The sequence below is a fragment of the Massilia norwichensis genome, assembly GCF_024753245.1.
In the GTDB taxonomy this organism is placed as follows: Bacteria; Pseudomonadota; Gammaproteobacteria; order Burkholderiales; family Burkholderiaceae_D; genus Telluria; species Telluria norwichensis.
The window spans coordinates 54,369-73,345 of the sequence record NZ_JANUGX010000011.1; the positions used below are offsets into that span (position 1 = coordinate 54,369).

The 18,977-nt window shown below is 64.5% G+C and carries 20 protein-coding genes and 1 other RNA gene; 14 read left to right on the top strand and 7 right to left on the bottom strand.

Going from position 1 to position 18,977, the window contains the following annotated elements; all coding sequences use genetic code 11:
* Positions 1-6 precede the first annotated feature (6 nt).
* Together aceF and aceE are read right to left on the bottom strand one after the other, a co-directional pair.
* Positions 7-1,674 (bottom strand): dihydrolipoyllysine-residue acetyltransferase, encoded by a 1,668-nt coding sequence (aceF, locus tag NX782_RS11140; RefSeq protein ID WP_258845520.1) that lies wholly within the window; start codon positions 1,672-1,674, stop codon positions 7-9.
* A 129-nt stretch (positions 1,675-1,803) separates the two neighbouring features.
* Positions 1,804-4,500 carry a pyruvate dehydrogenase (acetyl-transferring), homodimeric type gene (gene aceE / locus NX782_RS11145; RefSeq protein ID WP_258845521.1) on the bottom strand — a complete coding sequence of 899 codons (2,697 nt, stop codon included), beginning with the start codon at positions 4,498-4,500 and terminating at the stop codon, positions 1,804-1,806.
* Between the two features lie 408 nt (positions 4,501-4,908).
* On the opposite strand from aceE, the gene folD reads away from it, so the two are divergent.
* From folD to NX782_RS11175, 6 genes are all read left to right on the top strand, one after another.
* The gene (gene folD, locus NX782_RS11150; protein ID WP_258845522.1) at positions 4,909-5,817 is read left to right on the top strand and encodes a bifunctional methylenetetrahydrofolate dehydrogenase/methenyltetrahydrofolate cyclohydrolase FolD; all 909 of its coding nucleotides are present in this window, start codon (positions 4,909-4,911) and stop codon (positions 5,815-5,817) included.
* An 18-nt stretch (positions 5,818-5,835) separates the two neighbouring features.
* A complete protein-coding gene (locus NX782_RS11155) occupies positions 5,836-7,920 on the top strand; it encodes a M3 family metallopeptidase (protein ID WP_258845523.1) in 2,085 nt (694 codons plus the stop codon).
* Positions 7,917-8,609, top strand: coding sequence for a glutaredoxin family protein (locus tag NX782_RS11160; protein ID WP_258845524.1), 693 nt, complete (start codon positions 7,917-7,919; stop codon positions 8,607-8,609). The genes NX782_RS11155 and NX782_RS11160 overlap by 4 nt, the downstream gene beginning before the upstream one ends.
* 16 nt (positions 8,610-8,625) lie before the next feature.
* Positions 8,626-9,051, top strand: a complete 426-nt coding sequence (locus NX782_RS11165; protein WP_258845525.1) for a DNA polymerase III subunit chi — start codon at positions 8,626-8,628, stop codon at positions 9,049-9,051.
* Positions 9,048-9,593, top strand: a complete 546-nt coding sequence (locus NX782_RS11170) for a DUF2486 family protein (RefSeq protein ID WP_258845526.1) — start codon at positions 9,048-9,050, stop codon at positions 9,591-9,593. The genes NX782_RS11165 and NX782_RS11170 overlap by 4 nt, the downstream gene beginning before the upstream one ends.
* A 135-nt stretch (positions 9,594-9,728) precedes the next feature.
* Positions 9,729-10,871 carry a branched-chain amino acid ABC transporter substrate-binding protein gene (locus NX782_RS11175; RefSeq protein ID WP_258845527.1) on the top strand — a complete coding sequence of 381 codons (1,143 nt, stop codon included), beginning with the start codon at positions 9,729-9,731 and terminating at the stop codon, positions 10,869-10,871.
* Between the two features lie 84 nt (positions 10,872-10,955).
* On the opposite strand, the gene NX782_RS11180 is transcribed toward NX782_RS11175, so the two are convergent.
* Positions 10,956-11,264 carry a c-type cytochrome gene (locus NX782_RS11180; protein ID WP_258845528.1) on the bottom strand — a complete coding sequence of 103 codons (309 nt, stop codon included), beginning with the start codon at positions 11,262-11,264 and terminating at the stop codon, positions 10,956-10,958.
* A gap of 171 nt (positions 11,265-11,435) precedes the next feature.
* Here NX782_RS11180 and NX782_RS11185 point away from each other — a divergent pair, with 171 nt between their 5' ends.
* The 5 genes from NX782_RS11185 to NX782_RS11205 all read left to right on the top strand — a co-directional run bounded on the left by NX782_RS11185 (position 11,436) and on the right by NX782_RS11205 (position 14,875).
* Complete coding sequence (locus NX782_RS11185) at positions 11,436-11,660, top strand: TIGR04438 family Trp-rich protein (protein ID WP_258845529.1); 225 nt, start codon at positions 11,436-11,438, stop codon at positions 11,658-11,660.
* A 79-nt stretch (positions 11,661-11,739) separates the two neighbouring features.
* Complete coding sequence (locus tag NX782_RS11190) at positions 11,740-12,633, top strand: LysR family transcriptional regulator (protein WP_258845530.1); 894 nt, start codon at positions 11,740-11,742, stop codon at positions 12,631-12,633.
* A 2-nt stretch (positions 12,634-12,635) separates the two neighbouring features.
* A complete protein-coding gene (gene lgt, locus NX782_RS11195) occupies positions 12,636-13,451 on the top strand; it encodes a prolipoprotein diacylglyceryl transferase (protein ID WP_258845531.1) in 816 nt (271 codons plus the stop codon).
* Positions 13,452-13,467: 16 nt separating this feature from the next.
* Positions 13,468-14,553: a serine hydrolase domain-containing protein gene (locus tag NX782_RS11200; RefSeq protein ID WP_258845532.1), complete on the top strand. Its 1,086-nt coding sequence runs from the start codon at positions 13,468-13,470 to the stop codon at positions 14,551-14,553.
* Between the two features lie 118 nt (positions 14,554-14,671).
* Positions 14,672-14,875, top strand: a complete 204-nt coding sequence (locus NX782_RS11205) for a hypothetical protein (protein WP_258845533.1) — start codon at positions 14,672-14,674, stop codon at positions 14,873-14,875.
* On the opposite strand, the gene NX782_RS11210 is transcribed toward NX782_RS11205, so the two are convergent.
* The 4 genes from NX782_RS11210 to NX782_RS11225 all read right to left on the bottom strand — a co-directional run bounded on the left by NX782_RS11210 (position 14,868) and on the right by NX782_RS11225 (position 16,178).
* Positions 14,868-15,332, bottom strand: coding sequence for an EVE domain-containing protein (locus tag NX782_RS11210; RefSeq protein WP_258845534.1), 465 nt, complete (start codon positions 15,330-15,332; stop codon positions 14,868-14,870). The genes NX782_RS11205 and NX782_RS11210 overlap by 8 nt on opposite strands.
* A gap of 61 nt (positions 15,333-15,393) precedes the next feature.
* Positions 15,394-15,574: non-coding RNA, 6S RNA (gene ssrS / locus NX782_RS11215), on the bottom strand.
* A gap of 44 nt (positions 15,575-15,618) precedes the next feature.
* Complete coding sequence (locus tag NX782_RS11220; protein ID WP_258845535.1) at positions 15,619-15,930, bottom strand: cell division protein ZapA; 312 nt, start codon at positions 15,928-15,930, stop codon at positions 15,619-15,621.
* Positions 15,927-16,178 carry a hypothetical protein gene (locus tag NX782_RS11225; protein WP_258845536.1) on the bottom strand — a complete coding sequence of 84 codons (252 nt, stop codon included), beginning with the start codon at positions 16,176-16,178 and terminating at the stop codon, positions 15,927-15,929. The genes NX782_RS11220 and NX782_RS11225 overlap by 4 nt, the downstream gene beginning before the upstream one ends.
* A gap of 263 nt (positions 16,179-16,441) precedes the next feature.
* Here NX782_RS11225 and groES point away from each other — a divergent pair, with 263 nt between their 5' ends.
* The 3 genes from groES (at position 16,442) to NX782_RS11240 (ending at position 18,938) form a co-directional block, all read left to right on the top strand.
* Positions 16,442-16,732, top strand: coding sequence for a co-chaperone GroES (gene groES / locus NX782_RS11230; RefSeq protein ID WP_052233260.1), 291 nt, complete (start codon positions 16,442-16,444; stop codon positions 16,730-16,732).
* A gap of 38 nt (positions 16,733-16,770) precedes the next feature.
* Positions 16,771-18,414: a chaperonin GroEL gene (gene groL / locus NX782_RS11235; RefSeq protein WP_258845537.1), complete on the top strand. Its 1,644-nt coding sequence runs from the start codon at positions 16,771-16,773 to the stop codon at positions 18,412-18,414.
* Positions 18,415-18,506: 92 nt separating this feature from the next.
* On the top strand, positions 18,507-18,938 hold the full coding sequence (locus NX782_RS11240; RefSeq protein ID WP_258845538.1) for a hypothetical protein: 432 nt from the start codon (positions 18,507-18,509) through the stop codon (positions 18,936-18,938).
* Positions 18,939-18,977: the final 39 nt, after the last annotated feature.

The window sequence follows — 18,977 nt, forward strand, 5'->3', positions numbered from 1 at the left end:
GGCTCCTTACAGCAGCGTCTTGCGCAGGTCGGCCAGGACGTCGGCCAGGTAGGCGGCGAAGCGTGCCGCACCGGCGCCGTCGATCACGCGGTGGTCGTACGACAGTGCGATCGGCTGCATCAGGCGCGGCTGGAAGGTCGAGCCGTCCCACACCGGCTTCATCGCCGACTTGGACAGGCCCAGGATGGCCACTTCCGGTGCGTTGATGATCGGCGTGAAGTTGGTGCCGCCGATGCCGCCCAGCGACGAGATCGTGAAGGTCGCGCCCTGCATGTTGGCCGGCGACAGTTTGCCTTCGCGCGCCTGCGCGGACAGTTCGCCCATCTCGGTGGCGATCTGCGAGACCGACTTCTTGTCGGCGTCCTTGATCACCGGGACCACCAGGCCGTTCGGCGTGTCGGCCGCGAAGCCGATGTTGTAGTACTGCTTGAGGATCAGCGCGCCGTTCGGCTCGTCCAGCGAGGCGTTAAACGCCGGGAACTTCTTCAGTGCGGCGACCGACGCCTTGATCACGAAGGCCAGCATGGTCAGCTTGACCGGCGACTTGGCTTTCGCGTACGCGGCGTTGGAGTCGACGCGGAAGGCTTCCAGGTCGGTCACGTCGGCTTCTTCGAAGTGCGTGACGTGCGGGATCATGACCCAGTTGCGGTGCAGGTTCGGACCGCTGATCTTCTTGATGCGCGAGAGCGGCTGCACTTCCGTCGGGCCGAACTTGCTGAAGTCCAGCGACGGCCACGGCAGCAGATTCATGCCACCACCACCGCCGGCGGCTGCCGGTGCGGCGGTCGGGGCTGCGGTCATCACGCCTTTGACGAAGCCCTGCACGTCCTGCTGGGTGATGCGGCCCTTCGGACCGGAACCCTTGACCTTGCCGAGATCGACGCCCAGTTCGCGGGCGAATTTACGCACCGACGGCGAAGCGTGGGCGTTGGCGAAGCTCGGGGCCGGGCCGGCCGGCGCCCCGGCGGACGATGCGGCAGGTGCGGCGGCCAGCGCCGGTGCTGCTGCCGGTGCGCTGGCAGCAGCCGCCGGTGCGGCGGCAGCCGGCGCTGCGGCTGCTGCAGGCGCCGGCGTTGCGGCGGCGGCGCCGGTCGTTTCGACCAGCAGCACCAGCGAACCCTTGGCGACCTTGTCGCCTACCTTGACCTTGATTTCCTTGACGGTGCCGGCGTGGCTGGACGGGATCTCCATGCTCGCCTTGTCCGATTCGACCGTGATCAGCGACTGTTCGACCTTGATCTGGTCGCCCGGCTTCACCATCACTTCGATGACTTCGACTTCCTTGAAATCGCCAATGTCCGGCACGGTGACTTCGACGATGCCGCCCGATGCAGCCGGTGCGGCCGGTGCGGCCGGTGCCGCGGCTGGTGCCTGAGCGGCCGCGGCAGGCGCAGCAGCCGGGGCTGCGGCCGGAGCCGGCGCAGCCTCGGCGCCGGCAGCTTCTTCGAGCATCAGCACGACCGAACCTTCGGCAACCTTGTCGCCGACCTTGACCTTGATTTCCTTGACGACGCCGGCATGGCTGGACGGGATCTCCATGCTGGCCTTGTCCGATTCCACCGTGACCAGCGACTGGTCGACCTTGATGCTGTCGCCCGGCTTGACCATCAGCTCGATCACTTCCACTTCCTTGAAGTCGCCGATGTCGGGGACTTTGACTTCCACAATGCTCATGTTTGTTAACTCCGTATTTTTGTCGTTAGCTTCAGAGCCGTCATCCCCGCGCAGGCGGGGATCCAAGTTTGTGGCGGACCACAGAAACTTGGGTTCCCGCCTGCGCGGGAACGACGCATCTCGAGAGCATTACTGGGTCACAGGATTCGGCTTGTTCGGATCGATGCCGTACTTCGCGATGGCCTCGGCCACGGTCGATGCCGGGATCTTGCCTTCCTCGGCCAGGGACTTCAGCGCGGCGACCGTGATGTAGTAGCGGTTCACCTCGAAGAACTCGCGCAGCTTGACGCGCGAATCCGAGCGGCCGAAACCGTCGGTGCCCAGCACCTTGTAGGTGCGGCCGTTCGGGATGTAGGCGCGGATCTGCTCGGCGAACAGGCGCATGTAGTCGGTGGTCGCGACGATCGGGCCGGTGGTGTCCTTCAGCAGCTGGGTCACGTACGGCAGGCGTGCTTCTTCCTGCGGGTGCACCAGGTTCCAGCGGTCGGCGTCCTGGCCATCGCGGGCCAGCAGCGTCAGCGACGGGCAGGACCAGACGTCGGCGGCCACGTTCCAGTCGTTCTTCAGCAGTTCGGCGGCGAACACGGACTCGCGCAGGATCGTGCCCGAGCCCATCAGCTGGACGCGGTTGGCGGCGCTCTTGTCGCCTTCCTGCAGCAGGTACATACCTTTGAGGATGCCCTCTTCGGTACCCGGCTTCAGGCCCGGCTGCTCGTAGTTCTCGTTCATGATGGTGATGTAGTAGAAGACGTCTTCCTGCTTCTCCACCATGCGCTTCAGGCCGTCCTGGATGATCACCGCCACTTCGTGGCCGTAGGTCGGGTCGTAAGGAATGCAGTTCGGGACCGTGGCCGCGATGATGTGGCTGTGGCCGTCCTCGTGCTGCAGGCCTTCGCCGTTCAGCGTGGTGCGGCCGGCGGTGCCGCCCATCAGGAAGCCGCGGGCGCGGATGTCGCCTGCCAGCCAGACCAGGTCGCCGACGCGCTGCATGCCGAACATCGAGTAGAAGGTGTAGAACGGGATCATCACGCGGTTGTTCGACGAGTAGGACGTCGCCGCGGCGATCCACGAGCACATGCCGCCCGCTTCGTTGATACCCTCTTGCAGGATCTGGCCCGCTTTATCTTCGCGGTAGTACATCACCTGGTCCTTGTCGACCGGCTCGTACAGCTGACCCTGCTGGTTGAAGATACCGATCTGGCGGAACAGGCCTTCCATGCCGAAGGTACGCGATTCGTCGACCAGGATCGGCACGATGCGCTGGCCGATTTCCTTGTCCTTCAGCAGCGTGGTGATCACGCGCACATAGGCCTGGGTGGTCGAGATCTCGCGGCCCGGGGCGGTCGGATCCAGCACGGCCTTGAAGGTTTCCAGCGGCGGCACCGGCAGCTTTTCGTCAGCCTGTTCGCGGCGCGCCGGCAGGTAGCCGCCGAGGGCCGCGCGGCGCTCGTGCAGGTACTTGATCTCGGGCGCGTCGTCGGACGGCTTGAAGAACGGGATCTCGGCCAGCTTGTCGTCCGGGATCGGGATCGCGAAGCGGTCGCGCATTTCGCGGATGGCTTCGTCGTCCAGCTTCTTGGTCTGGTGCGCGGTGTTGCGCGCCTCGCCCGACTTGCCCATGCCGAAGCCCTTGACGGTCTTGACCAGCAGGACGGTCGGCGAGCCCTTGTTTTCCTGGGCGTTCTTGAAGGCGGCGTAGATCTTGTGCGGATCGTGGCCGCCGCGGGTCAGGCGCCAGATGTCGTCGTCGGTCATGTTGGCAACCATCTTCAGCAGCTCGGGGTGCTTGCCGAAGAAGTGCTTGCGCACGTAGGCGCCGTCTTTTGCCTTGTAGTTCTGGTATTCGCCGTCGACGGTTTCCATCATCACGCGCTGCAGGATGCCGTCCTTGTCCTTGGCCAGCAGGGCGTCCCAGCCCGGGCCCCAGATGACCTTGACGACATTCCAGCCGGCGCCGCGGAAGTCCGCTTCCAGTTCCTGGATGATCTTGCCGTTGCCGCGCACCGGACCGTCCAGGCGCTGCAGGTTGCAGTTGACGACCATGACCAGGTTGTCGAGCTTCTCGCGCGCGGCCATGCCGATCGCGCCCATCGATTCCGGCTCATCCATCTCGCCGTCGCCGCAGAAGACCCAGACCTTGCGGTTGTCGGTGTCGGCGATGCCGCGCGCGTTCAGGTACTTCAGGAAGCGCGCCTGGTAGATCGCCATCAGCGGGCCCAGGCCCATCGACACGGTCGGGAACTGCCAGAAGTTCGGCATCAGTTTCGGGTGCGGGTACGAAGACAGCCCCTTGCCGTCGACTTCGCGACGGAAGTTCAGCAGCTGTTCTTCGGTCAGGCGGCCTTCGAGGAAGGCGCGGGCATACACGCCCGGCGAGGAGTGGCCCTGGATGTACAGCAGGTCGCCGCCGTGGTTTTCGCTCGGCGCGCGCCAGAAGTGGTTGAAGCCGATGCCCAGCATGTTGGCCAGCGAGGCGAAGGACGACAGGTGGCCGCCCAGGTCGCCGTCGGCGCGGTTGGCCTTGACGACCATCGCCATGGCGTTCCAGCGCATCCACGAGCGCAGGCGCTCTTCATATTCGAGGTTGCCCGGGCAGTGCTCTTCGAGGTGCGCCGGGATGGTGTTGACGTAGGCGGTATTGCTGGAGAACGGCATGAGGGCGCCGCGGCGGCGGGCCAGGTCGACCAGGCGCTCCAGCAGGTAGTGCGCGCGATCGGTGCCTTCGAATTCGATGACTGCTTCGAGCGCGTCGAGCCATTCCTTGGTCTCGAGCGTATCCGGGTCGTTGGCCGCTTGGGCGGTCAACTGGTCGAGTTGAGCTGACATTGCTACGTCTCCTTGAGTGTGGTGCCCCACCCGATCCCCGAATCCATGCTTCATGGGCGTTTGGTGGCGAAAAGACTATCCCTAAATTAAAGCCTGTCGATTCTACCAGTGGCGCACCTGTTTTTCAAAATACGATATACGATTTCATAATATGGTAAATGCTGATGCGCGGCGCATGCACAGTACGTACGTCGTTCCCGCGGAGGCGGGAACCCAAGTTCGTGGCGGACCAAAAAACTTGGATTCCCGCCTGCGCGGGAATGACGTCGTGACGGAAATTACGGCTGAGAACGGCAACCTGAAGTCAAACTCAGGCACGTCGACAAATATGACAACGAACGGCTCATCGCGGCGCGCGATACCCGGCTGCCCTTATAATTTCGTTTTTGTCCATCCTCGAGCCCTGCCATGCCCGCCCAACTGATCGACGGAGTCAAACTTTCCCAACAACTGCGCGCCGACATCGCCCGCCGCGCCGCCGAACTCACCGCCCAGGGCCACCAGCCCGGTCTGGCCGTGATCATCGTCGGCGACGATCCGGCCAGCCACGTCTATGTGCGCAACAAAGTCAAAGCCTGCGGCGAAGCCGGCTTCCACTCCGTGCTGGAAAAGTACGAGGCCGATTTTTCGGAAGCCGCCCTGCTGGAACGCATCGCCGCGCTGAACGTCGACCCAGCCATCCACGGCATCCTCGTGCAGATGCCGCTGCCGAAGCACATCGATCCGTCGAAGGTGATCGAGGCGATCGCCACCACCAAGGACGTCGATGGCTACTCGGTGCTGTCGGCCGGCGAGCTGGTCGCCAACCTGCCGGGCTTCCGCCCCTGCACGCCCTACGGCTGCATGAAGCTGATCGAAACCACCGGCATCGACCTGCGCGGCAAGCACGCGGTGGTGGTCGGCCGTTCCAACACCGTCGGCAAGCCGATGGCATTGCTGCTCTTGCAGGCCAACGCCACCGTCACCATCTGCCATAGCGCGACCCCGGACCTGGGCTACCACACCCGCCAGGCCGATGTGATCGTCGCCGCCGTCGGCCGCCGCAACACCGTCACCGCCGACATGGTCAAGCCGGGCGCGATCGTGATCGACGTCGGCATGAACCGCAATGACGAAGGCAAGCTGTGCGGCGACGTCGATTTCGATGGCGTCAGCGAAGTGGCCTCGCACATTACGCCGGTGCCGGGCGGTGTCGGCCCGATGACGATTACCATGCTGTTGATGAATACCCTCGAGTCCGCGGAACGTGGACTTGCCAAGAAACAAGTAGCAGTCGATCCGGCTGCCGGGATGATCCCGAAGCCGGACATCGCCTGAACTTTTAGAAGGAGCGCCATGAGCATCGATACCAGCAATCCCCTCCTCGACTTTACGGGCCTGCCCCGTTTCGACCTGATCCGCCCCGAGCACGTGACGCCGGCGATCGAACAGCTGATCGCGGATGCTCGCCAGGTGGTCCAGCAACTCGAAGTCCCGGCCGACAAGGTCAGCTGGGATAATTTCGTGGTCCCGCTCGAGGAGTCGACCGAACGCCTGGGCCGTGCCTGGGGCGTGGTCAACCATCTGAACCACGTGATGGACACGCCCGAACTGCGTGCCGTCTACAACGAGAACCAGCCGAAGGTGACCGAGTTCTGGACCGAGCTGGGCCAGAACGAAGCGCTGTTCGGCAAGTACAAGCAGCTGCATGGCAGCGCGGAATTCGCCACACTCGCCCCGGCGCGCAAGCGCATCGTCGAGAACGCCCTGCGCGACTTCCGCCTGGGCGGCGCCGAGCTGCCGGAAAAGCAGAAGCAGCGTTTCGCCGAGATCCAGGAGCAGCAGGCCGCGCTGTCGACCCGCTTCTCGGAAAACGTGCTGGACGCGACCAACGATTTCAAACTGCTGGTCGAGAACGAAGCCGAGCTGGCCGGCCTGCCGGACGACGTCAAGGCCGCCGCCCGCGCCGCTGCGGAACGCGACGGCAAGACCGGCTGGCAGTTCAGCCTGCACTTCCCTTCCTACTTCCCGGTGCTGCAATTCGCCGATAACCGTGAGCTGCGCGAAAAAATCTACCGTGCCAACGCCACCAAGGCCTCCGAAATGGGCGCGGTGTTCTCGGAAGTCGAGAAATGGGACAACACCAATAACATCGCCCAGCTGCTGAAGCTGCGCGACGAGGAAGCCAAGCTGCTCGATTTCCGCAGCTTCGCCGACGTCTCGCTCGAGCCGAAGATGGCCGAGAGCCCGGAGCGCGTGATCGAGTTCCTGGAAGACCTGGCGCGCCGCGCCCGCCCGTATGCCGAGAAGGACCTGGCCGAGCTGCGCGCGTTTGCGAAGGACGAACTGGGCATCGAAGAGATGCAGGCCTGGGATGCCACCTATGCCTCCGAAAAGCTGCGCGAGAAGCGCTATGCCTTCTCGGCCCAGGAAGTGAAGGAATACTTCCCGGAGCCGAAGGTCGTGGCCGGCCTGTTCGGCGTGATCTCGAAGCTGTTCGGCGTGCGCATCGCGCCCGATGAGGCGCCGGTCTGGCATCCGGACGTGCGTTTCTTCCGCATCGAAAAGAACGGTCAGCTCATCGGCCAGTTCTACCTCGACCTGTATGCCCGCCAGGGCAAGGGCCAGGGCGCCTGGATGGACGACGCGCGCGGCCGTCGCCTGACCACGGGCGGCATCGTGCAGACCCCGATCGCCTACCTGACCTGCAACTTCACGCCGCCGGCGGAAGTGGACGGCCAGATGCAGCCTTCGCTGTTCACCCACGACGAAGTGACGACCCTGTTCCACGAATTCGGCCACGGCCTGCACCACATGCTGACCGAAGTCGACGAATTGAGCGTGTCCGGCATCTCGGGGGTGGAATGGGATGCGGTCGAGCTGCCTTCGCAGTTCATGGAAAACTTCTGCTGGGAGTGGGACGTCCTGCAGGGCATGACCGCGCACGTGAAGACCGGCGAACCGCTGCCGCGCGAGCTGTACGAGAAGATGCTGGCGGCGAAGAACTTCCAGTCCGGCATGCAGACCCTGCGCCAGGTCGAGTTCTCGCTGATCGACATGCACCTGCACTACGACTTCGATCCGAACAGCCAGAAGACGGTGCAGGACCTGGTCGACGAGGTACGCAGCAAGTTCTCGGTGCTGATTCCGCCTTCGTTCAACCGCTTCCAGCACAGCTTCGGCCATATCTTTGCCGGCGGCTATGCAGCGGGGTACTATAGCTACAAGTGGGCGGAAGTGCTGTCGGCCGATGCCTATGCGGCCTTCGAAGAAGCGGTCGAAGCCGGCGGCGGCGCCCTCGACGAGACGGGCAAGCGCTTCCACCGCGAGATCCTGTCGGTGGGCGGCTCGCGTCCGGCGCTCGAATCCTTCAAGGCCTTCCGCGGCCGCGAACCGCAGATCGACGCGCTGCTGCGCCACAACGGCATGGAACCGGCATGACAACAAGGCAGGACAGGAGCAACATCGGGCGCGGGCGGCGGATGCTGCCGGGCCTGCTGTTGCTTGCCTGTCTGCCTGCTTTTTCGCAGATGTACAAATGGACCGATGCCCAGGGTACGGTCCATTACACCGACACCCCGCCGCCGGCCACGAAGGCTAGCCAGATCAGGACGCCTGCCCCGGGCGCGCCGTCCGGTCAGGCTTTACCCTACGAGCTTGCGCGCGCCGTCAAGGCCAGCCCGGTCACGCTGTACACCACCACGCAAGCGGCCTGCGCCGGCTGCGACCAGGGCCGCGCCCTGCTGCGCGCACGCGGCATCCCCTACACCGAAAAAACCGTCGACAGCGACGACGACAAGGAACAGCTGCGCCAGCTCACCGGCAAGCTGGAACTGCCGCTGCTGGTGGTCGGCAGCCGCAAGGTCGCCGGCTTCCAGGATGCTGCCTGGCAGGCTACCCTGAACGCGGCGGCGTATCCGCGTTCGGCTCAGCTGCCGCGCGGCTACCAGTACGCCGCGCCCGAGTCGGCGGCCCCGGCCGGCGCCAGCGTGCCGACGCCGCCCGCACGGGCCAGGAGTACGCCGCCGGCGAACGACGCCGCGGCGCAGGCCGCCGAACAGCAGCTGCGCGCGCCGGCCCCCAAACCGGCCAACGCGCCGGCCAATGCGCCGCCCGGCTTTCAATTCTGACGCACAGCACGCCCCCATGACCCGGATCGACTTCCATACCAATATCCCCGACAAGCTCAGCTACGCATGCCGGCTGGCGCGCAAGGCCTATGCCGCGCGCGGCAAGGTCGTGCTGCTGGCCGAGACCAGCGACCAGGCCGAGCAGCTGAACGAGGCGCTGTGGACCCTGTCCGGCACCGACTTCGTGCCGCACGTGATGGCCGGCGATCCGCTGGCGCCGGAGACCCCGGTGATCGTCACCTTCGACGAGCGCGCCGCGCTGCCGCACCGCGACATGCTGGTCAACCTGACGCGCCGCACGCCCGAAGGCTTCGACCAGTTCGCGCGCGTGTTCGAGATCATCTCGACCGACGAGGAGGACGCCGCCGCCGGGCGCGCCCGCTACGTCGCCTACCGCAAGCAGTCCTACCCGCTGACCCACTTCGTGGCAGGCCAGTCATGACCGATACCCCATCCTTCGACGAAATCCCGGTGCTGACCGAGGTCGTGATCGAGAAGGCGGCGGTGCCTGAGGGGCGTGAGGTGGCGGCTGGTGCTGCCGCTGACGCTGCCCCTGCTGCCGAGGCCGCCCCTGCTGCCGAAGCTGCCCCTGCAACCGAAGCCGCACCGGCCGCCGCCGATGAGGCCGATGACGCCGAGGCGATTCCGGTGCTGGAAGTCGCCGGCGCCGCCGCGTCCGGGCCTGCCGCCGCGACGCCTGCCGCCCCCGCCACCCCGACCGCCGCTGCCCCCGCCCCTGCTCCCATCGACGATGCCTGGCGCGCGCTGGAAGAGCGCCTGGTGACGCGCGTGCTGGACCGCCTGCAGCCGCGCATCGACGTGGTGCTGGAAGACCAGGTGCGCGACCAGATGGCGATCGTGCTCGACCATGTCGCCGAGCGCCTCGGCCAGGAGCTGCGCACTGCGCTGCAGCAGTCGATCGAGCATGTGGTCGCCCGCGCCGTGCAGCAGGAACTGGCGCACCTGATCGCGCGCCAAAACTGAGCGTTCCGGCGCTTTTTCGACCCGCCGCGGGGCAGTGTTGCACCGGCCCCGTGCCTCTCCAGCTTTTGCTTTTCCAAGTCCGGAAAGTGATGTACCTTTTCCTGGCGTAATCACGCAAAACAACTGGAGAGACGCATGCAGGTCACCATGAAACTCACCCTGATTCCGGCCGCCCTCGCGCTGGCCTTCGCCGGCGCCGCCTCGGCCCAGCAAGTCGTCAAGATCGGCCACGTCGCGCCGATCTCCGGTCCCAGCGCCCACCTCGGCAAGGACAACGAAAACGCCGCGCGCATGGCGATCGACGAACTGAACGCCAAACCCTTCACCATCAACGGCCAGAAGGTCACGCTGCAGCTGGTGTCCGAGGATGACGGCGCCGATCCCAAGCAGGGCACGGCGGTGGCGCAGAAGCTGGTCGACGCCCACGTCAACGGCGTGATCGGCCACCTGAATTCGGGCACCACGGTGCCGGCCTCGAAAATCTACAACGATGCCGGCATCGTCCAGATCTCCCCCGCCACCACCGCGCCGGCCTACACCCGCCAGCGCTTCCCGGGCGCCTTCCGCACGGTCGCCAGCGACGCCAAGCTGGGCGGCACGCTGGCCAGGTATGCGGCCGACACGCTGAAGGTGAAGAACATCGCCATCATCGACGACCGCACTACCTACGGTCAGGGCGTGGCCGACGAATTCGTGAAGGGCGCCAAGGCCGCCGGCATGAAGATCGTGGGCCGCGAGTTCACCAACGACAAGGCGACCGACTACACCGCCATCCTCACTTCGGTCAAGGCGAAGAAGCCGGACCTGATCTTCTTCGGCGGGATGGATTCGGTGGCCGGGCCGATGCTCAAGCAGGTCAAGGCGCTGGGCATCCCGGCCACCTTCATGGGCGGCGACGGCATGTGTACCGAAGCGCTGGGGCGCCTGGCCGGCGACGGTCTCGGCGACGGCAAGGTGTACTGCGCCGAAGCGGGCGGCGTGAAGGGAGCGCAGGAGAAGACGATGGAAGACTTCCGCGCGCGCTACAAGAAGAGGTTCAACCAGGACGTGCAGCTGTACGCGCCCTATGTGTACGACTCGGTGATGGTGATGGCGACCGCGATGCGGAACGCGAAATCGGCCGATCCCGCGAAGTATCTGCCGGTGCTGAAGACCATCAAATACGAAGGCGTGACCGGCACCATCCAGTTCGACCCGGCCGGCGATATCAAGGACGGCGCGCTGACCCTGTTCACCTACAAGGGCGGCAAGCGCACCAGGCTCGATGTGGTGCGCTGAGCCGCGCTTGGCGCAGGTATGAAAACGCAGGCATGAAAAAAGCGCCCTGTCGATAGGGCGCTTTTCTTGATGCGGGTGTGCAGATTACTTCTGCGCCAGCACCCACTTGACCAGGCTGCGGGCTTCGGCCTCGCTGACCTGCGGATTGGCCGGCATCGGGACCGGGCCCCAGACGCCCGCGCCGCCCTTCATGACCTTCTGCACCAGCTTGTCTTCGGCGCCTTTCTGGCCAGCGTATTTCGCGGCGACGTCTTTGTAAGCGGGGCCGACCAGCTTGGTGCCGACCGCGTGGCAGGCCATGCAGTTCTTGGCCTTCGCCAGGTCCGCCTGCGCGAAGGCGCTGGTCGATACCAGGGCGGAGACCGCCATCATGATCATCAGAGACCGTTTCATTCCGTACTCTCCATAGTGAAATCTGTACAGATTCTATCCTGTTTCCATGGTGTATGGGACAGGGATACAGACTGTAACGGATGAAACACGTTTTGGTTGACCAAATGGCAGGATTTCGTTGCCGCAGAGCACTATTATTGTAAGATGGTCTGGTAAGCAAAGGATCCCATCATGCCACTCATCATTCTGCTCGCCGCCCTGGTCGCGCTGCGCTTCTTCGAAGTCTGGAAATTCGCCGACCTGTCCTGGTGGTGGATCGTCGGCCTCGCAGGCCTCGCCTTCGTCTGGTTCGAGTTCATCGAAAAGATGCTCGGCCTGGACAAGAAAAAGGCCCACAAAGAAGACGAAGTACGCCGCAAAGCCCGCGTCAAGCAAACCTTCGACAAGCGTAAATAAACCAAACTGAAGAGCGTTAACTCAGGTGTGATACATTCCGCGAATGGATAGGCCATAAATCGCGGGAAATGCATATCACATGAATCTGGAGCTTCGCCAGCTGCGCTACTTCGTCACCGTCGCCGAGGAGCTGCATTTCGGGCGGGCGGCGGCGCGGCTGCATATGACGCAGCCGCCGCTGTCGCAGGCGATCGCGGCGTTGGAGGAGCTGCTGGAGGCGCCGCTGTTCGTGCGCAACCGGCGCACCGTCGAACTGGCGCCGGCCGGCAGCGCCCTGCTGCCCGAGGCGCGGCGGCTGCTGGCGGAAGCCGATGCGCTGCCGGCACTGGCACGCCGCGCCGCCGCCGGCGAAGCAGGCCGGCTCGCGCTGGCCTTCGTCACCTCCGCCGACTACAGCGTGCTGCCGCCTTTCCTGCGCCGCTACAGCGAACGCTACCCGGCGGTCCACCTGAACCTGCTCGAAGCGACCTCCGACGTCCAGGTCGAGGAACTGCTGCGCGGGCGCGTCGACGCCGGCCTCCTGATTCCGCCGCTGCCCGACAAGGCCGAAGGCGAGCTCGATTACATGAAGGTGCTCGAGGAGCCGCTGATCCTGTGCGCCCCGGCAGGATTGGAAGCGCTCACTAACCAGGCGCCGGTCCGCCTCCAGGACCTGCCGCGCCTGCCCCTCATCATCTTCCCGCGCGAGATCTCGCCGGCCCTGCACGACGCCATCCTGTCCTGCTTCCGCGCGGCCGGCATCACCCCCACGATCGGCCAACTGGCGATCCAGATGCAGACCATCGTCAGCCTCGTCTCCAGCGGCATGGGCTTGGCACTTGTGCCACAATCCGTGTCTAACCTGATGCGGCCCGGCGTAGAATACCGTGCCCTCGCGGACCCGACCCCACTGGTCGAGACCGGCATCGCCTGGCGCCGCGACAACCCGTCGCCCGTCCTGCAAGGCTTTCTGGAACTACTGAGGAACCACTGAACATGCTCGTCCACCCGAACTGGAACCCCGTCGCCTTTCACATCGGCCCCCTGCCCATCCACTGGTACGGGATCATGTACGTGGTCGCCTTCGCCCTCTTCATCATCCTCGGCCGCGTGCGCATCCGCACCCAGCCGCACATCCAGGCCCAGGGCTGGACCAAGGAAGACCTCGACGACATGCTGTTCTACGGGATGCTGGGCGTGGTGATCGGCGGCCGTCTCGGCGAGGTGCTGTTCTACCAGCCGGCCCACTTCCTGGCCCACCCGGTCGACATCTTCAAGACCTGGCAGGGCGGCATGTCCTACCACGGCGGCTTCATCGGCGTGCTGGTGGCGATGGCGCTGTGGGCCCGCAAGCGCAAGCGCAACCTGCTCGACGTCTACGACTTCATCGCGCCGATGGTCCCGATCGGCTATGCCTGCGGGCGCCTGGGCAACTTCATCAACCACGAGCTGCCGGGCCGCATGGCCGACCCAATGCTGCCCTGGGCCATGCAGTGGCCGGACATCACCGACCACCTGGTCCATCCCTCGCCGCTGTACCAGATGCTGGTCGACGGCGTCCTCGTCTTCATCATCATGTGGCTGTTCGCACGCAAACCGCGCCCGCGCCTGGCGGTCGGCGCCCTCTACACCCTGCTGTACGGCTGCGCGCGCTTCTTCACCGAGTACTTCCGCGTGCCCGATTGGGAAACCCATGTGATGGGCGTGCCGATCACCTCCGGCCAGGTGCTGTCGCTGCCGATGATCGTGGCCGGCCTCCTGATGCTGGGCTGGGCCTACTCGGGCGCGAACAAGCGCGCCGTGCACGCCTAAGCCGTCGCGACGACGCATGCGCCGCCGCAGCCTGATCGCCGCCGCCGGCGCAGCCGCCCTGCTGCTGGCAGGCTGCGCGAACACGCCGCGGCAGGACGCCGGCACACTCGCCATCGGCAAGCTCACCACAGCGCTGCCCGATGGCGTCACCCTGCTGCGCCCCGCGCGCGGCGCTCCGCAACTCGTCACCGCCCAGGGCCAGGCGCGCACCGGACAGCGGGCCAGCGCCAACGATGCGCAGACGCGCTTCCTGGTCGGCTCGATTTCCAAGTGGATCGCCACGGTGGCGGTGCTGCGCCTGGTGGACCAGGGCCGGCTCGCCCTCGACCAGCCGGTCACGACCTGGCTGCCCGAGCTGCCGCCGGCCAGCCGCGCCGTCACCCTGCGCCACCTCTTGTCGAATACCAGCGGCATCCCGAACGGCGTGGCGCAGGCGCTGCGCCAGGACCGCGCGGCGATCGAAGGATCGAGGATCACGCCGCTCGAAGGCGCGCTGCGCTACGGCACCGGCGCCCCGGCTTTCGAACCGGGCAGCCGCTTCGACTATTCCTTCACCAATTGGGTGATCGTCGGCGGCATCGTCGAACGCGTCACCGGCGACCCCTTCCAGCAGGTGGTCGCGCGCCTGGTACTGCAACCCGCCGGGGTGCGCGATACCGGCTTCGCCGATGCCGCCTGGGAGTCCCTGCCGCATGCGGCCCTCGCCTACGCCAAGGATAAGACGACCCGCAAGAGCAGCGCGATGCCGCCGATGGTGGCTGCCAGCGGCACGGTCTACAGCACCGCGGCCGACCTGGTCGCCATCGCCGACGCCGTGTATGCGGGCGGCCTGCTGTCGGATCGAGCGCGCCGCGAACTGCTGACGGTGCAGCATGCCGCCGAGGACTATGCGCTGGGCTGCCGGGTGCGCGAGATCGGCAAGAACAGCACGAAGCATACCGTGGTCTGGAATTCCGGCGTTTTCGGCGGCTATAAAACCTTGCTGGCGTATGCGCCGGCCAATGGTGCGGCGGTGGTCCTGCTGAACAACACGGATATCGAGCAAGCCGAGCAGCGCGAAACGGCGCAGAAGCTGCTGGACGCGCTCTTACAAGCCCGCTAGGCCTGTTCCTGCACGCGGCAGGGATGCCGTCTGCTGGCAACGCAAAAAAGCAATTTTAGTTTCCGCCAGGGTTAGGTAGAGCACCGTTCCTGGCTTCCAGGGAACCTATTGTGGTTCCATGAAGCACGCATTCTCACCCAGAAAACTGTACGCGATGCAGCGCATGTCGATCGCCCTGCGGCGCGCCGCCGCAGCCCGGCCCTTCGGTGCGGCCACCGACCGGGCCTTGCGCTGGGCTTCGGCCTGGGGCATGGTCGCCGGCATCCGCACGCCGCATACGCATCTGCGCATCCGGCGCGACACCCTGATTGGCGTCAGCTGAGGCCCGCCAGTGCGAGGATCTTCTTCCACTGCCCCGGCGTGACCGGCGAGATCGACAGCCGGCTGCCCTTTTGCAGCAAGACCATGTCTTCCAGTTCCGGCACCGCGCGCAGTTCCGTCAGCGGCAGGTAGCGTCCCTGCGCCAAAGCCTGGACGTCGACCGAGATCCAGCGCGGCGTTTCGCGCGTCGCTTTCGGATCGAAGTACTTGCCGCCTTCCTCGAACTGGGTCGCGTCCGGATAGGCGCCGCTCGCCACGCGCGCGATGCCCGCCACGCCCGGCACGGCGCAGCTGGAGTGATAGAACAGGATGCCGTCGCCGACCTGCATCTGGTCGCGCATGAAATTGCGGGCCTGGTAGTTGCGAACCCCAAACCAGGCGACGGTCCGATCCGGCGCCGCCAGCACGTCGTCGAAACTCACTTCATCGGGTTCGGATTTCATCAACCAATAACGCATGCAAACTCCAAAACAAATAAAAAACGGCTGCGCACAGTGATGTGTCGCAGCCGCTTGGGATTGTAGCCCCGCCTGTGCCGTTTTTGCCGGCATCCCGAACCTGACGGCTCAAGGTGGTCACAGTCAGCTCAATTTCGGGTTCGTCAAACTAGTGACGATCACGCTCACCAAGCATATTCCGCAACCTATGCGAATGAATGGTTCAAGGAATATATGGCAAATCTCGAACACCGCAGGGTAGCCCGCAGTTTACTACGATGAACTGCCTTGTCAAACGAATTCAGGCTCAAACAAGATTTTCTTGTGGAGCAAGGGCCTGGTCCAGCACCGAATGCATCGCTTCCAGTTTTTGCTTGACTTCCAGCATCGACTGGTCTCCAAGAGGCCCCTGCGGCGACTTGACGGACAGGAATTCGGCGGCCACCGACAGCGCGGCCATGACGGCGATGCGGTCGGTTCCCTTCACCTTGCCGGAGTCGCGCAGCGCGCACATCTTGCTGTCGAGGTAATGGACGGCTTCGCGCAGCGTGTGCTCTTCGCCTTCGCGGCAGGCCAGCCGGTAGGACTGGCCCATGATGATGACGTCAAGATGGATCATTGCGCTGCCTCGGCATCGTCGGGGTTGGCGGCGGTGTCGTCGCTGGGCGGCGTCTCGGCGGGTTCGAGCTGGGCGAGCATCGCTTCGACGCGCTGCTGGGCTTGCAGCAGCCGGTTCTTGAAATCGATGTTTTCCGCGCTCAGCAAGGCATTGGCCTGGCGCAACAGGTAGTTTTCGCTACGCAGCGACTGGGTCAGCTGGGCGAGCCGATCGATTTTATCGGACAGTTCTTGGAATTCGGAAATCATCCATAACTATAGGATCGGGAGCGATTCTTCGTCAACAGGATGCGTTCCGTGCGCAGGTATTAATAAATGGGTGGTAGGCTTCTGCGCTTCCTTGCGCCAGGCCAGCTCATCCACTTGCGAAAACGCAAAAAAGTTGACCAATTACCCAACGCCGGCGCTTGAAATGCCTAATTATCGTCCCTATAATTAGCACTCGTTAGGGAGGAGTGCTAACAGACCTTCCCCGCCAACGAATAATTCATCAACAATCAAAGGAGTTTTGCATGAACCTTCGCCCATTGCACGATCGCGTGATCGTGAAGCGTCTCGACCAGGAAACCAAAACTGCGTCCGGCCTGATCATCCCCGATGCAGCGGCCGAGAAACCGGACCAGGGTGAGATTCTCGCCGTGGGCAACGGCAAAGTGCAAGAAAACGGCAACGTCCGTCCGCTGGAAGTGAAAGTCGGCGACCGCGTCCTGTTCGGCAAGTACTCGGGCCAGACCGTCAAGGTCAACGGCGAGGAACTGCTGGTCATGCGCGAAGAAGACATCATGGCCGTCGTGGCCCAGTAATCAGTCCAAACACTTTCCTGAATACGGAGAAATAACAAATGGCAGCTAAAGACGTAATTTTCGGCGATATCGCACGCGCCAAGATGGTTGAGGGCGTGAACGTCCTGGCCAACGCAGTCAAAGTCACCCTGGGCCCGAAAGGCCGCAACGTGGTGCTGGACCGTTCGTTCGGCGCCCCGACCGTCACCAAGGACGGCGTCTCGGTCGCGAAAGAGATCGAACTGAAAGACAAGCTCCAGAACATGGGCGCGCAGATGGTCAAGGAAGTCGCTTCGAAGACCAGCGACAACGCCGGTGACGGCACCACCACCGCGACCGTGCTGGCACAAGCCATCGTGCGCGAAGGCATGAAGTTCGTTGCCGCCGGCATGAACCCGATGGACCTGAAGCGCGGCATCGACAAGGCCGTTGCCGCCACCGTCGAAGAACTGAAGAAGATCGCCAAGCCGACCACCACCTCGAAAGAGATCGCCCAGGTCGGCACCATCTCGGCCAACTCGGATGCATCCGTTGGCGAGCGCATCGCTGAAGCGATGGAAAAAGTCGGCAAGGAAGGCGTCATCACCGTCGAAGACGGCAAGTCGCTGCAGGACGAGCTGGACATCGTCGAAGGTATGCAATTCGACCGCGGCTACCTGTCGCCTTACTTCATCAACAACCCGGACAAGCAGGTTGCCGTTCACGAGAACCCGTTCGTCCTGCTGTGCGACAAGAAGATCTCGAACATCCGTGACCTGCTGCCGGTGCTGGAGCAAGTTGCGAAAGCCGGCCGTCCGCTGGTGATCGTCGCCGAAGACATCGAAGGCGAAGCGCTGGCGACCCTGGTCGTCAACAACATCCGTGGCATCCTGAAGACCGTCGCCGTCAAGGCTCCGGGCTTCGGCGACCGTCGCAAGGCCATGCTGGAAGACATCGCCATCCTGACCGGTGGCCAGGTCATCGCCGAAGAAGTCGGCCTGACCCTGGAAAAGGTCACCCTGGCTGAACTGGGCCAGGCCAAGCGCATCGAAGTCGGCAAGGAAAACACCATCATCATCGATGGCGCCGGCCAAGCTGAAGGCATCGAAGCACGCGTCAAGATGATCCGCGTCCAGATCGAAGAAGCGACCTCGGACTACGACCGCGAAAAACTGCAAGAGCGCGTGGCCAAGCTGGCCGGCGGCGTTGCCGTGATCCGCGTCGGTGCTGCCACCGAAGTCGAAATGAAAGAGAAGAAAGCACGCGTGGAAGACGCGCTGCACGCTACCCGCGCTGCCGTCGAAGAAGGCATCGTTCCGGGCGGCGGCGTGGCCCTGCTGCGCGCCCGCGCTGCAATCCAGGTGCAAGGCGACAACCCGGACCAGGAAGCCGGTATCAAGATCGTCCTGCGCGCCATGGAAGAGCCGCTGCGCATGATCGTCCAGAACGCCGGTGAAGAGCCGTCGGTCGTGGTCTCGGCCGTGCTGGCCGGCACCGGCAACTACGGCTACAACGCCGCCAACGGCACCTACGGCGACATGGTCGAAATGGGCGTGCTGGACCCGGCCAAGGTCACCCGCTCGGCGCTGCAGAACGCAGCCTCGATCGCTGGCCTGATGCTGACCACCGACTGCATGGTCTCCGAGATCGTCGAAGACAAGCCGGCCGGCGGCATGGGCGGCATGGGTGGCATGGGCGGCATGGGCATGGACGGCATGATGTAATCAAGCCGGACGGCTTCACAGCCAACCGAGTAGTAAAGTAAGGCCCGCGGGGTTTGCGCCCCGCGGGCTTTTTTCTTTCCGGGAGGCGAACGATGGCGGCAATCAAACTGGACGAACTGGAAAACGCGGCCATCCTGGTCGACGATGGCGAAGGCAGCGCGAAGGCGCTGGTCGCGCGCGACAGCGGCATGATCCACCTGCTCAGCGACGAGTACATGGACGAGGAAGCGCCGGTGCCGGGCGACACGGGCGACACTGAGGCCGGCGGCAACTACGTGTCCGTGCCCGCCGCCAGCGAACTGGGCCTGGGCCGCGCGCTGATGCAGCGCTTTGCGGGTTCCCACCTGCCCGGCGACCGCGAACGTGTGCAGGAAATATTTGCGCGCCAGGATCCATACGACCGCTTTTCGAAGCTGCTGGAAGAGCGGGGCGAACTGGATGCCTGGTACCGCTTCCGCGAAAGCGAGACCCGCGCGGCACTGATCCGCTGGTGCGAACAGCACGGGCTGCAACTCGACGGCTGAGCACTTTTGACAACAGGGCGCTACCGATACGTTATACTG

What these genes read in the sequence shown, in the direction of transcription:
- groES (WP_052233260.1), top strand. Translation starts at nt 16,442, where the DNA reads ATGAACCTTCGCCCATTGCACGATCGCGTGATCGTGAAGCGTCTCGAC.
- NX782_RS11190 (WP_258845530.1), top strand. Translation starts at nt 11,740, where the DNA reads ATGAATCTGGAGCTTCGCCAGCTGCGCTACTTCGTCACCGTCGCCGAG.
- NX782_RS11240 (WP_258845538.1), top strand. Translation starts at nt 18,507, where the DNA reads ATGGCGGCAATCAAACTGGACGAACTGGAAAACGCGGCCATCCTGGTC.
- NX782_RS11205 (WP_258845533.1), top strand. Translation starts at nt 14,672, where the DNA reads ATGAAGCACGCATTCTCACCCAGAAAACTGTACGCGATGCAGCGCATG.
- NX782_RS11185 (WP_258845529.1), top strand. Translation starts at nt 11,436, where the DNA reads ATGCCACTCATCATTCTGCTCGCCGCCCTGGTCGCGCTGCGCTTCTTC.
- aceE (WP_258845521.1), bottom strand. Translation starts at nt 4,500, where the DNA reads ATGTCAGCTCAACTCGACCAGTTGACCGCCCAAGCGGCCAACGACCCG.
- lgt (WP_258845531.1), top strand. Translation starts at nt 12,636, where the DNA reads ATGCTCGTCCACCCGAACTGGAACCCCGTCGCCTTTCACATCGGCCCC.
- folD (WP_258845522.1), top strand. Translation starts at nt 4,909, where the DNA reads ATGCCCGCCCAACTGATCGACGGAGTCAAACTTTCCCAACAACTGCGC.
- groL (WP_258845537.1), top strand. Translation starts at nt 16,771, where the DNA reads ATGGCAGCTAAAGACGTAATTTTCGGCGATATCGCACGCGCCAAGATG.
- NX782_RS11175 (WP_258845527.1), top strand. Translation starts at nt 9,729, where the DNA reads ATGCAGGTCACCATGAAACTCACCCTGATTCCGGCCGCCCTCGCGCTG.
- NX782_RS11155 (WP_258845523.1), top strand. Translation starts at nt 5,836, where the DNA reads ATGAGCATCGATACCAGCAATCCCCTCCTCGACTTTACGGGCCTGCCC.
- NX782_RS11170 (WP_258845526.1), top strand. Translation starts at nt 9,048, where the DNA reads ATGACCGATACCCCATCCTTCGACGAAATCCCGGTGCTGACCGAGGTC.
- NX782_RS11165 (WP_258845525.1), top strand. Translation starts at nt 8,626, where the DNA reads ATGACCCGGATCGACTTCCATACCAATATCCCCGACAAGCTCAGCTAC.
- NX782_RS11180 (WP_258845528.1), bottom strand. Translation starts at nt 11,264, where the DNA reads ATGAAACGGTCTCTGATGATCATGATGGCGGTCTCCGCCCTGGTATCG.
- NX782_RS11200 (WP_258845532.1), top strand. Translation starts at nt 13,468, where the DNA reads ATGCGCCGCCGCAGCCTGATCGCCGCCGCCGGCGCAGCCGCCCTGCTG.
- aceF (WP_258845520.1), bottom strand. Translation starts at nt 1,674, where the DNA reads ATGAGCATTGTGGAAGTCAAAGTCCCCGACATCGGCGACTTCAAGGAA.
- NX782_RS11220 (WP_258845535.1), bottom strand. Translation starts at nt 15,930, where the DNA reads ATGATCCATCTTGACGTCATCATCATGGGCCAGTCCTACCGGCTGGCC.
- NX782_RS11225 (WP_258845536.1), bottom strand. Translation starts at nt 16,178, where the DNA reads ATGATTTCCGAATTCCAAGAACTGTCCGATAAAATCGATCGGCTCGCC.
- NX782_RS11160 (WP_258845524.1), top strand. Translation starts at nt 7,917, where the DNA reads ATGACAACAAGGCAGGACAGGAGCAACATCGGGCGCGGGCGGCGGATG.
- NX782_RS11210 (WP_258845534.1), bottom strand. Translation starts at nt 15,332, where the DNA reads ATGCGTTATTGGTTGATGAAATCCGAACCCGATGAAGTGAGTTTCGAC.